The 12840-nt window shown below is 28.3% G+C and carries 11 protein-coding genes; all 11 read left to right on the top strand.

The annotated features are described in order from the left end of the window. The first annotated feature begins 262 nt into the window (after positions 1-262). Positions 263-910, top strand: a complete 648-nt coding sequence (pgsA, locus tag RDJ14_RS02305) for a CDP-diacylglycerol--glycerol-3-phosphate 3-phosphatidyltransferase (protein ID WP_308149758.1) — start codon at positions 263-265, stop codon at positions 908-910. A 19-nt stretch (positions 911-929) separates the two neighbouring features. Further along, entirely contained in the window at positions 930-1736 is an 807-nt protein-coding gene (locus RDJ14_RS02300; RefSeq protein WP_308149757.1) for an SDR family NAD(P)-dependent oxidoreductase, read from the top strand. A 256-nt stretch (positions 1737-1992) separates the two neighbouring features. Further along, positions 1993-2631, top strand: coding sequence for a hypothetical protein (locus tag RDJ14_RS02295; protein WP_308149756.1), 639 nt, complete (start codon positions 1993-1995; stop codon positions 2629-2631). A gap of 214 nt (positions 2632-2845) precedes the next feature. Further along, on the top strand, positions 2846-3067 hold the full coding sequence (locus RDJ14_RS02290) for a hypothetical protein (RefSeq protein ID WP_308149755.1): 222 nt from the start codon (positions 2846-2848) through the stop codon (positions 3065-3067). 69 nt (positions 3068-3136) lie between these two features. After that, entirely contained in the window at positions 3137-3400 is a 264-nt protein-coding gene (locus tag RDJ14_RS02285; RefSeq protein ID WP_308149754.1) for a hypothetical protein, read from the top strand. 115 nt (positions 3401-3515) lie between these two features. After that, positions 3516-4058 (top strand): ribosome-recycling factor, encoded by a 543-nt coding sequence (locus RDJ14_RS02280; RefSeq protein WP_308149753.1) that lies wholly within the window; start codon positions 3516-3518, stop codon positions 4056-4058. 31 nt (positions 4059-4089) lie between these two features. Beyond that, positions 4090-5112 carry a phosphatidate cytidylyltransferase gene (locus tag RDJ14_RS02275; protein WP_308149752.1) on the top strand — a complete coding sequence of 341 codons (1023 nt, stop codon included), beginning with the start codon at positions 4090-4092 and terminating at the stop codon, positions 5110-5112. A gap of 34 nt (positions 5113-5146) precedes the next feature. Continuing rightward, positions 5147-6274: a site-2 protease family protein gene (locus RDJ14_RS02270; protein ID WP_308149751.1), complete on the top strand. Its 1128-nt coding sequence runs from the start codon at positions 5147-5149 to the stop codon at positions 6272-6274. Between the two features lie 98 nt (positions 6275-6372). Then, positions 6373-6747: a GNAT family N-acetyltransferase gene (locus tag RDJ14_RS02265; protein WP_308149750.1), complete on the top strand. Its 375-nt coding sequence runs from the start codon at positions 6373-6375 to the stop codon at positions 6745-6747. Positions 6748-7194: 447 nt separating this feature from the next. Beyond that, entirely contained in the window at positions 7195-11544 is a 4350-nt protein-coding gene (locus RDJ14_RS02260) for a PolC-type DNA polymerase III (RefSeq protein ID WP_308149749.1), read from the top strand. Positions 11545-11575: 31 nt separating this feature from the next. Further along, on the top strand, positions 11576-12415 hold the full coding sequence (locus RDJ14_RS02255) for a Pr6Pr family membrane protein (RefSeq protein ID WP_308149748.1): 840 nt from the start codon (positions 11576-11578) through the stop codon (positions 12413-12415). Positions 12416-12840: the final 425 nt, after the last annotated feature.

The following is a 12840-nucleotide window of genomic DNA, read 5'->3' as shown; positions in this document are numbered from 1 at the left end:
AAAATTTATGGTATAATTTAATTAACAAATCATAGAATTTGCAGTTATATTGTTAATGTTACTCATAATTCTAAGGGTTAATCTCATACGTCCTTTGACAACCGTCCAAATATTTTAACTAAAGAAAACTTTTTTATTAGTAATAGCAAATTAATGCTAATAAAAAAGTTTTTTAAATTTTAAGTTAAACTCCAAACTTCTTTATACAAACTGTAGTATATAGTATAATAGATAAGTAAACTTATACGAAAGGATTTTGTCCATGAACGTTCCTAATTCAATATCATTATTCAGACTATTATTAGTACCAGTGATTATATTTTTAATGATAATTGCACCTGTTAATGATAACTTCTATTATTTATGAAATGCTACTATTAGTCTTAGAAACTATCAATTACCTATTAGTTGGTTAATAGCAGGTATCTTATTTATTATTGCTTCCATTAGTGATTTTATTGATGGATGGTGAGCACGAAAATTTAATCAAGTAACTGTCTTTGGTAAGTTTTTTGATTCAATTGCTGATAAATTACTAACTAATGGTGTCATAATTGTTATGGCTTGTGCTACTATTGTTCCGATTTGAATGGCAGTTATTTTAGTATTACGTGATTTTATTATTGATGTTGTCCGTCAAATTTTAGCAAGCAAAGGTACGATTATGGCTGCTGACAATTATGGTCGTGTCAAAGCAGCAGTACAAATGGTAGGAATCACAATCTTATTGTTTGTTAATTTTCGCTTCTTAAGTGGTTCTTCTAGTGATAACAGTATCAATGATCAGTATGGTATAATTAACCAATTAGTATTACTACCAATGTATATTGCTACTATTTTAAGTATTTTTAGTGCTTATAATTATATTTATCTTAATGCTAAAAATTTATTTAGTGTGGAAAAAAAATAGAAAAAAAGGAGTATTAATTATGAAAAACAAAGTCAGCGTATTAAATCAATGAGCAGTTGTCACGGGTGCTTCTAAAGGTCTTGGATATTTTTATTGTCAATTTTTATTATCTCAAGGTTATCATGTCTTAGGTGTTTCTCGTAATAGTAAAAATATTTTAGACTTAGTTAAGCAATATCCCCATTTACAAGTTAAAAATTATGATTGCGATTTATCAGATATTAAAAATGCTTATCAGTTATTTGAATTTGCCAAAACATTAAATGTTACAGTAGTTATTAATAATGCTGGCTATGGAGTATGAGGTAAATTTCAAGCAAGTTCTTTAGACCAAGAATTAAATATGATTAATTTAAATATTGCTACTTTGCATATTTTAACGAAACTATTTGTGCAACGTTTTACTGAAAATAATTTTGGGCGTGTTATTAATGTTGGGAGCATGGCATCATTTACGCCAGGTCCTGCTTTTGCTAGTTACTATGCATCTAAAGCTTATGTCTGAAATTTAGGAGTAGCAATTAATTATGAATTAATTCGCGCTAAAAGCAAAGTTCGTGTTATTACTATTTGCCCTGGTCCATTAGAAACTGATTTTTGAAATCGCAGTAGTAATGGCAAAGGTAGCAAAGAACATTATAGTTCATTATTACCAGTTTTAGATACGCAAAGTTATGCCGATAAGTCTTTAAAAAAAGCTTTAAAAGTAAAAAGAAAAGGATTTTTGGTAGTAGGTGTTTCTAACAAAATCACAAAATTGATTATGAAAATTTTACCATTTAGAATAGTATTAAAAATGGTTTACAATTATCAAAGTAAACGTTAAAATGTCCAACTTAAAAAAGGATAATATTGCTTTTAAATATCTTAATTATTAATTAATGATACTATGAGTATATTAAATTTCTTGTATAACATAACTCCAAATTAGACTAAATATTGTTTTGATTTTATTAATAAAAAGTTTTAAATGATTTAAGTTATGCAAGGAATCTAATTAATAATGTATGAAACTAATTATTTAACAAACCTAAAAGAATAAATACTAGCATTTCCATATTTTTAGAAAAAGGGATGATTGTATGAGAAAAAAGCAAAAGGTTTGATTATCTATTTTTTTATCATCAATATTAATTGCTAGCGGTATTATATTTGTTATTATTTTTAAATTTAGTTGCACTAATCAAAAAATAAGCACTTATTTTAATCAATTATTTGGTTGACAAGAAACAAATGGTTATGTTTCAAGTTTAACAACGTTTGGTAATGATTTGTATATTGGAACAGAAACTAGTAATCATAAAGGTAAATTATTTAAGTTTGATGGTACGACAGTTACTCTGGTAAATAATTGACAAGAAGCGAATGGTTATGTTTCAAGTTTAACAACGTTTGGTAAGGAGTTGTATATTGGAACAAAAACCGATGATGAAGCAGGTAAATTCTTTAAATTTGATGGTACTGCACTTACTTTAGTAAATAATTGACCAGAAGCAAATGGTATAGTTTATGGCTTAACAACTTTTGATAATAATTTATATATCGGAACAAAAAAAGGTAAATTCTTTAAATTTGATGGTGTTGTCCTCACTCCAGTAAACAATTGACAAGCAACAAATGGTTGAATTAATAGATTATACATTTTTGGTAATGATTTATATATCGGAACAATAACTGGTGAACATAAAGGCAAATTATTAAAGGCAACGCAACTTACATAATTAACTCTTCAGTTTCAATAACTTTAATGTTTTTCAACTAGTTTTTTAAATCAAAAATATTTAAAATATAACATCATAATTTTGATTATGCATCGTTAAGATAAAGCCATTGATGGGTTGAAATGTATAGATAGTTATAATTTTATTTAAAAATAATATAAAATATAATCTCAAATCTATTGATTGATAGAAGTTAATTGGAGGTTATTGAAATATGAAAAAAATAGTAAATCTTTTAACAGTTTTAACTTTATTCACAACAACAACTATTAATGTTATTGGTTGTGAAACTAGTCAAAAAAACTTAATAATTTCAAAACAACCGGATTTACGAGATGAAATTTTAAGTTTAACTACTGATAGTAAAGGAACAGTTTATGCTAGAACAGATGAAGGTGAGATTTATAAAAAAGTATTATGAAGAAACTTATTGTAGAAACTATATAAAAATGGTAGCATATAAAAAACATTTAATTTAACAACAATGAAAGCAGGTACTATATTTATGACAAAAGCAGGAAGCATTTTAATTCTCATTATTTTTATTATTGAATCAATTTTTATTATTCCATTATTTTGAACCATTCCTAGTTTTATTTTGTACTCAAAAGTAAATAAAGGCCAAGCAACTGAAGAGCAAAAAATTGCTTTAGCAATTTTAGGAATTATTTTTGGAGCATTACTAGGTATTATTGGAGGCATCTTAATGCTTGTTGATTTAAATAATAAAACAACAGTCATTAATCGTGATAGCAGAATTATAGAATAATTCTGCTTTTTTTGTAGTTTATAATAATTTCCATTGGTTTTGTAAAAAAGTATTATATAATTTTTATAGTTTGATTTAAAAAACATAATACTAATCAAGTAACTGGAGGTAAACAATGGAAATTATTGTTTTAACAACAACAAAAGAAATGGATAATGTAATTTCACATTATAAACAAGAAATTAATAAAATTAGAACTGGAAGAGCTAATCCAGCAATTTTAGATGCTATTAACATTAGATGTTATGGGAGCATGGACCGTCTAAGTCATAATGCCCGTATTAATGTAGAAGGTGCCCATCAATTAGTAGTACGTCCTCATGATCGTAGTTTAGTTAAGGCTATTACCGAAGCTATTACCGCTGCTGATTTACGTTTACAAATTAAAACTGAAGCTGATGCTGTTCGTTTAATTTTTCCCCAATTAACAGAAGAAATTCGTAAGAGTCTAGTAAAAGATTTAGCAAAGATTACTGAAGATTACAAAATTAAAATTCGTAATGTTAGACGTGATGCTATTCATAGTCTTAAAAAACAAGAGTTACCAGAAGACCAAAATAAAAAAGGTGAAGAAATAATTCAAAAATTAACTGATATTAAAATTACTGAATTAATGAAAGTAGAAAAAAATAAAATTACCGAATTAATGAAAATTTAAATCAGAAGAGGTAAATTAGGTGGTTAAGATTGTGACAGTAAAAGCAAATTCTTCAACACAAAATGAAGATAACAAGGTATTAAAAGATAATTCTTGTTTTTTTAAAAAATATCAACAACGGATTATTACTAGCATCGTGCTAATTATGGCCGTATCAGTGTGAATGTTTATTGGTGCTGTGTATTTAGAACCAATATTTGGTGTCAAACCTTTATGGTCTGTATATACATTCATGGTGATTAATACTTTAATCTTAATTGGATGTCTGTGAGAAATCATTAATTTAAAACAAGCAGCAAAATGACCGTTAGTCTTAAAACTATTAATTATTACGATGGGAATTATCTTTTTATGATTTCCGATTGGTAAAGAAACTTTTGGTCCATATCTTTATAATCATTTATGATTTGAAACATGAATGTCAATGATAGTATTATTTGGATTTATTGCTATTTTTCTTTTAATCGCTTATCGTGCTAAAACCTTTCAATTAGGTGATGTGTTATTTGTGTTTTTATGAGTTATTTATTTAGTATTAGCGTTTAAAGCCGTTAACTTTTTGATGTTATCACAAATTAATTCTGTTCAAAAATTAGGTTGACCAACATTATTATTCTTATTTGTAATTGTCATGTCGAATGATATTGGTGCTTTTATCGGTGGCGTTATTTATGGTAAAAATAAGTTAGCACCTCGTGTTTCACCCAATAAAACTTGAGAAGGAGCAATTACTGGAATAGGAGTTGCGATGGTATTAAGTATGATAACAGTTATTGTTTTCTTACAAACAAGTAATTACAATCCGTTACCTTTCTATGAAGGTTCAATTGGTAAAGCGCCAATTTATATTGCTTATGTTGCTGTAGTTTTTATTTTATCACTGATTAGTCAAATGGGTGATTTATTGTTTTCATACTTAAAACGTAATTATGGTGTTAAAGATTTTTCTAATATCTTCCCTGATCATGGGGGATTGTTAGATCGTTTAGATTCATTTTCTGGGGTTGCGATTGCCGGATTTATTGTGGCACTATTGTTTTTAAATGTCATTTAATAATTAATAAAAAAATATTATTAAGGATGAAGTTATGTATATCTTTTTAGCCATTTTAATTGGTTTATTTACAATATTATTTTTAATTACCCTCCATGAATTTGCTCACTTTGTAATTGCGAAATTATCTGGTGCGTATATTTATGAATTTGCCATTGGCATGGGTCCCAAGATTCTCCAGTGGGGAAAAAAAGAAACTCGTTATACATTGCGTCTATTACCGTTAGGTGGTTATGTATCAGTAGCATCGGAAATTGCTGATGCTCCTAAAGGTCGTGAAGCAGAAGTTGTTGATCCTAAGCGCATGATGGAAAATCTTCATCGTGGTAAAAAAGCAATTTTTATTAGTGCTGGGGCTTTGATGAACTTATTATTAGCATTTATTTTACTGATGGTTGGGTATGGAATTTATCCTTACAAATATGATCCTAATTTACTACCAACTTATGCTAGTAAAGGACCATTAGCTGATGCTGTGGAAAAATATAATTTGGCTAATCCAACGATACCGATTTTAAGTAGTTCTGAGATTACTCATATTTGAAATACTGGTGATGGTGACCACAGTTCAGATAAAAACATTAAATCTTACTATGATTTACAAAAATGATTGAATAGTTATAATAAAAAATACAATGATGTTATTTCTGATTATCAAATTACCTTCTTCGACAATGATAAAGTTAATAAACTAGTTACCTTCAAACCAGAAGACCAAAAAGGTACCTTATTTATTGGTGTTAGTCAACGTAGTTATCATTTAAGTTCAGGTTCTGTTTTTAGCGAAGGTATCATTGATGCATTTAAAGACAGTTATAGTTTATTACAAGCGTTAGGCCAACTAGTTACTTTCCATTGACAAAATATATCTGGACCTGTCGGTATTGTTAAATCAACAAATAGTTTTTTAAATCCTGACTTGTCAGCGACCCAAGGGGCAAGTACTTATTTTCGTTGAGCTGCCTTACTGTCTTCTAACTTGTTTTTATTAAATATGTTACCAATCCCACCACTGGATGGTTATAAGTTTGTTGAGAATGCAGTAGAAGCTGCCACTAGAAAAAAACTTAATACTAAATATAAAACAATTGTGACAATAGCAGGAGCCTTACTATTTTTAATTATCTTTGTTGCGATTACGATTAAAGATATATTCTTTTAATAGTAGTAATTATCTCCTATAGTAATAATGTTGAAAGAAAGGAATAAATAATATGCCAGTCAAGGTTTATGATTATTTATTTTTAACTGAAGAATATATTGAAAAAAGAATTATGACCTGTATATAAACCATTAGTACAAGGACAATGCAGAATTAAATTTGAAGTTTTTCTTAAGCAAAATAGTTTTAAGGTAAATAAAGGTAGTAGAATATTTCAATTTGTTTATGAAAATAATGACAAAATATTAGGTGTTGCTTTATTAATAAATAATTTTGAAATTGGTAGTTCATGTTTAAATTGAATATGTGTTGCAAACAAATTTCAAAGGCAAGGTATTGCTTCAGAAATTCTAAAAAGAATAGAAAGTCATTGTTTAGAAAATGACTATATGTGATTACAATTATATTCTTCATTTATTTCTGAAAATTTTTGAAAGAGTAATGGTTTTATTTTGAAAATGAAAAAAGCTTAAAGATGATTAAGGAATTAAAACCATTTACAAATGATATTGTAGAACATATTAATAAAAATGATGAAAGTATATCAATTAACAATTCAACAATAAAAACAAAACATCTATCATAAATTACAATAGTTATTAATTTGTAATACTAATTTGAAATTATAGAGTTTAAATAACAACTTAATGTAAATAAAAACCCCAACAGCTAGGGTTGGGAACTTGAGGGCTTACTCCCTTTAACAGTATAATAGTAACATATTAAAATTTTAACGCCAACTCATTCAAAAAAACTTTAGAAATGACTAAAGAATTAAAACCATTTACAAATGATATTGTAGAACATATTAATAAAAATAATAATATATCAATTAACAATTCAACAATAAAATTAAAACATCTATCATAAATTACGATATAATTAACCCACTAATTATGATGAAAGGAAACATAAAACCAATGAACCAAGATTTACAAAAACTTTTCCATGAAATCGGATTTGATGATTTTGATAATGATTTTACTAACGCTACTGTCCATAGTGTTCAATACTTTCATCATAATCAACAAGCCAACATCACTATTAATTTACCTAACTTCTTACCAATTACTACCCTAAAACGCTTTGAACAACACTTCAAACAACTAGGAGTATCTAATCTTAATATTTACTTTACTGTTAATAACAATTTTGATGAACAATTAGTATTAATATATTTTGAATACATTAAAACCTACAAACTTCATTTACTAGCTGGTATTTATTATTCATTACCAGTATCTGCTCTTAGTTATACTAATAACATGCTTACTATTACTATTCACAATAGTGTTGAAGAAAAATTAGTTAAAAATGAATTAACACAATTTATTAGTTATTTTCATCAATATGGTTTTCTTAGTTTGCAAATTACAACTGTCATTAATCCAAATCAACAACCATTTTCTAGTTACGAAAGTGAAACAAAAGCACAAGTGCAAAAAATAGCAGAAGCCTTAAAAGCAAAACCAATTACTAATACTATTACTCCACCAAAACCAACCTATGGTACTTATCGCAAAAAATCCAAAGTGAACTTAGAAACTACTAATTACACACACCAAATTAAAGATATTCTTAACGATGAACCTAACATTATTGTGACAGGTAAAGTTTTTAAAATTAATAAATTCTTAACTAAAACGCAAAAATGATTTTATTCATTTTCCATTGCTGCTGATACTGACGCTATCACTTGTAAATCGTTTGTTAATAGCGACCAACCTGATGAAAAATTAGATAGTATTAAAGTTGATGATTGAATTAAAATTTTTGGCAATAGTCGTTATGATAACTTTAGTAAAGAACAAGTTTTATGGATTGATGATATTATTGTTGACCAATCATTAAATATTATTGCTAATGATGATGCTGTTTCAAAACGAATTGAATTTCATATCCATACCAAGATGAGCGCCATGGATGGCATTACTTCGCCACAAGATTATATTAATCAAATTGTCAAATGAGGCCACCAAGCCATTGGTTTTACTGATCACTTAAACGTGCAAGCCTATCCTGATATTGTTAGTACTGCTAAAAAACATCCTAATTTAAAAGTTATGTACGGTGTGGAAATGGATTTAATTCCTAATGATATTAGAATTGTTAAAAATGTTGTAAACGAAGAAATAGCAAATCTTGAATACATCGTACTTGACTTAGAAACAACCGGCCTATCTGTTAACTTTCATGAAATTATTGAATTTGGATATGTAATTATGAGAAATAATGTCGTTATTAAACAAGATACAATTCTCATTAAACCTAACGAGTTAGTACCAGAACACATTACTGAATTTACTAATATCACTAATGTGATATTAAAAGATAAACCACAACTAGCAACAGTGCTACCAACCATTGTTGAATTAATTGGTGACCGAACAATTGTTGCCCATAATGCTAACTTTGATTTTGGCTTTTTACAAGCTGCCATGAAAAACCATAATCTTCCTTTATTAACTAATCCCGTGATAGACACTTTACAATTATCACGTGTCATGCAATCACAATTAAAATATTACCGTTTAGGTGCGATTTGTCGCGTTTATGGAATTAAATATGATGATGATACTGCCCATAGGGCTGACTATGATGCTAATGTGCTAGCACAAGTGTTTGGGAAAATGTTAAAACAACTGCGTGATGAATTTAATTGTTTATTATTAAGCGATGTTAATAAGTTAATTTCTGCTGATATTAACAATAAACTTCGTGGTGAACATATTACTGTTTTTGCTAAAAACCAAACAGGTTTAAAAAGTCTTTATCAATTAGTTTCATTATCACACACGCAATATTTTTATAAATCACCAAAAATTGTTACGAAAGCGATTGATGATTTACGAAAAGACTTATTAATTGGTAGTAGTTGTGTTAATGGTGCGGTTTTTGAAACTGCTATGAATAAAAGTGATGAACAATTAACAACGATTATGCAATGATTTGATTTCATTGAAGTACAACCACCTTCGGTTTATCAAAACTTAGTCCAAATGGGTAATATTACCCAAGAACAACTCCATGATATTATTAAAAAAATTATTGATACTGCCATGAAACTAAATAAATTAGTGATTGCCACTAGTGATGCTCATTATTTATATCCTCATGAAAAAATGTACCGTGATGTTATTATTAATAGCAAAGGGATTGGCGGAGTATTGCATCCACTATATGATCGAAGAGGGAAAGTTACTTCATACCCTGACCAATATGTCCGTACGACAAGTCAAATGTTGAAAGAATTTAGTTTTTTAGATAATCCCGATTTAATTAATGATATTGTTATTAACAATACTCAACAATTAAGCAAGCAATTTACCATGGTTAAACCAATTAAAGAAGGATTATTTACACCAAATATTGATAATGTTGACCAAAAATTACGGAATCTTTGTTATGAAGAAGCATGAAAAAAATATGGTAATCCCTTACCAACGATTGTTGAAAACCGTTTAACACGTGAATTAGATGCGATTATTACGCATGGTTTTGCTGTGGTTTATTGAATTGCTCACAAGTTAGTAGCAAAGTCATTGCAAGATGGTTATTTAGTTGGTTCGCGTGGTTCGGTTGGTTCTTCATTAGTAGCAACATTTGCTAATATTACGGAAGTTAATCCCTTACAACCACATTATTTATGCCCCCAATGTAAAGTCAGTCAGTTCATTAGTAATGGGGCAGTGAAATGTGGCTATGATTTACCACAACAAGTTTGTTTAAAGTGTAATGTTAATATGATTAGTGATGGTCATGACATTCCCTTTGAAACCTTTTTAGGATTTGATGGCGATAAAACCCCTGATATTGATTTAAACTTTTCAGGTGAATACCAAATGCAAGCTCATGATTTTACCAAAGAAATGTTTGGCGAAAACTATGTTTTTCGTGCTGGAACTATTTCTACGATTGCTAATAAAACTGCCTTTGGTTATGTTAAAGCCTATGCTGAAAAAATTGGACAAACGGATATGCGCATAGCAAAAATAGAAATGTTAAGTCAAGGTTGTGTTGGAATTAAAAGAACAACTGGCCAACACCCAGGCGGAATTATTGTCCTACCAAAAGCATATGATATTACCGATTTTACACCGATTAATTATCCAGCTGATGATACTAGTTCTACTTGAAAAACTACCCATTTTGATTTTAACGCCATCCATGATAATTTATTAAAGCTAGATATTTTAGGTCATGTCGACCCGACAGCTTTAAAAATGTTAGAAAACTTAACAGAAGTTGATCCAAAAACAATTCCTAATCAAGACGCAAAAGTATTATCATTATTTTCTAATTTAAGTGCCTTAAATATTACTAAACACGATTTGCTTGGTGAAACAACCGGAGCAATTGGAATTCCTGAATTTGGTACTATTTTTGTTCGGAAAATGCTAAGTGATACGCTACCAACTTCATTTGCTGAATTAGTGCAAATTTCTGGCCTTTCTCATGGGACTGATGTCTGATTAAATAATGCCGATGAATTAATTAGTAAGCAAGGATTAAAATTAAAAGATGTAATTGGTTGTCGTGATGACATTATGACTTACTTAGTATATCAAGGTTTACCTGCCAAAATGGCCTTTAGTATTATGGAAGATGTGCGAAAAGGTAAAGGAATAAAGCCAGAATATGAAACTGTGATGCAAGAAAAAAAAGTACCTAATTGATACATTCAATCTTGTAAAAAGATTAAATACATGTTTCCGAAAGCTCATGCTACAGCTTATGTTTTAATGGCATGACGGGTAGCTTGATACAAAGTTTATTATCCTCATGAATATTATGCTACTTACTTTACAACCAGATGTGATGGTTTTGATATTGAAACAATGTTACAAGGAATTGGTGCTATTACTAATAAATTAAAATCCATTAATGAACGATTAAAAAATAGTACTAATCAAAAAACCGCTATTACTAGTAAAGAACGAGAACTAATTCCACTATTAGAAGTAGCATTAGAAATGCATGCACGTAATATTAAATTTAGTAATATTAGTATTGAACATTCTGCAGCAAAAAGTTTTCAAGTAATAACCATTGATGGTGAAAAACAAATTTTACCACCCTTCATTGCTTTAGATGGCTTAGGAGAAATTGTGGCTAATTCAATTATTAACGCTCGTAATGAAAAACCGATAGCTTCGAAAAATGATTTACAATTACGAACAGGACTTACTAAAACTAATTATCAATTATTGTTAACATTAGGTGTATTAGAACATTTAGATGAAAATAATCAATTAATGTTAGAATTATAGTAACAACTAATTTAGAAGTGTAGGTGTATTTATGTATAAATTAAGTAATAAAGCCAATTTTTACATGCGTTTGTCGGCGTTAATTATGTTGATTTTATTTTTAATTATTGATTTGATTTTGGCCATTTATTTCCCCATGGATAAATTTAAAGATTTAGGTTATAGTGAGCGAGTAGGAAGTTACTATTCTTATTTTACAACTGAAAGTAATTATATGGTCGTAATATATTTTTGTTTGTATTTATTTGATGCTCATTTTCGAGGAACGAAACCTAGTTTTCAAACGCGATTAGCAGTAACAGTTTATATTACTATTACGATGTTAGTGTTCTGGTTAGGAATTTTTACTGCAGAACAAGACCCTAAGCAGTATAGTTTTTATAATTGAGTATCAACCGTTATTTTACATTTAATTATGCCCATAACCATGATTACTAGTTTTGTGTTAACTTGTGGTCATAATTTTGTTAGTTTAAAGAAGCAACATAAAATTTATTTATGATTAATTGTGCTTTATCCAGCTATTTATTGTATCGTGATTTTAATTCGTGGTCATTTACGTTATTTAGACTATATGGACAGCATTGCTCGAGGCGATGTCTTTCCACATCCCCCACGTGATACGTGATATCCATATTTCTTTTTTGATTATTCTGTTGAACCAGATGGATGATTATTGGCAGCAGCAACTGTGGTTGTTGTGTTTGGTTTGTGTTTTGGTTTGCAATATTTTTATATTTGAGTTAACAATTTAATGTATAAACGTTATCAAAGCCGTGAACATCGTCTTCATGATTTTTACCAAAAGGTATTACGAAAACTTGATAAAAAAAGTAAGAATAAACATAGTAAAGAGGATAATAAAAAGTAGATAATTTTTTATAAAATAACAAAAATAAGTGTTTACTTTTTGAACTTTTAAATTATGTGATTGAAAAATCTTGGTAGTAACTAGATGTTGCTATTAGGGGTTTTTTATTTTTTGAAAAGAAAGCATGTGAACGTATTGCATTTAGGGTTAGATTAAAGAAATTAATGAAAATATCTTATATGTATTTGTAGTTAGTGTAGTTTCTTATAAAGTTGTTGAGAATTTTATATTTGAAAGTATAATTAACAAACAAATTAATCTAAATTTAATACGCTCAATAAAATGGTTAAGTCTAAGATTGTGTGTAAATTTAAAAAAGTAATAAAAAATGAGCCATATACTCCTCCTTATCAAATATAATTAGTTTGAAAATAAAAACTAGATAGGATGAGAAATATATGACTCCATTAAATTTTACAATAGAT

Source organism: Spiroplasma sp. AdecLV25b (assembly GCF_030913225.1).
Classification (GTDB): domain Bacteria; phylum Bacillota_I; class Bacilli_A; order Mycoplasmatales; family VBWQ01; genus Spiroplasma_E.
Note: the sequence above shows the minus strand (reverse complement) of the source record. Positions and strands in the feature narration are given on the sequence as shown.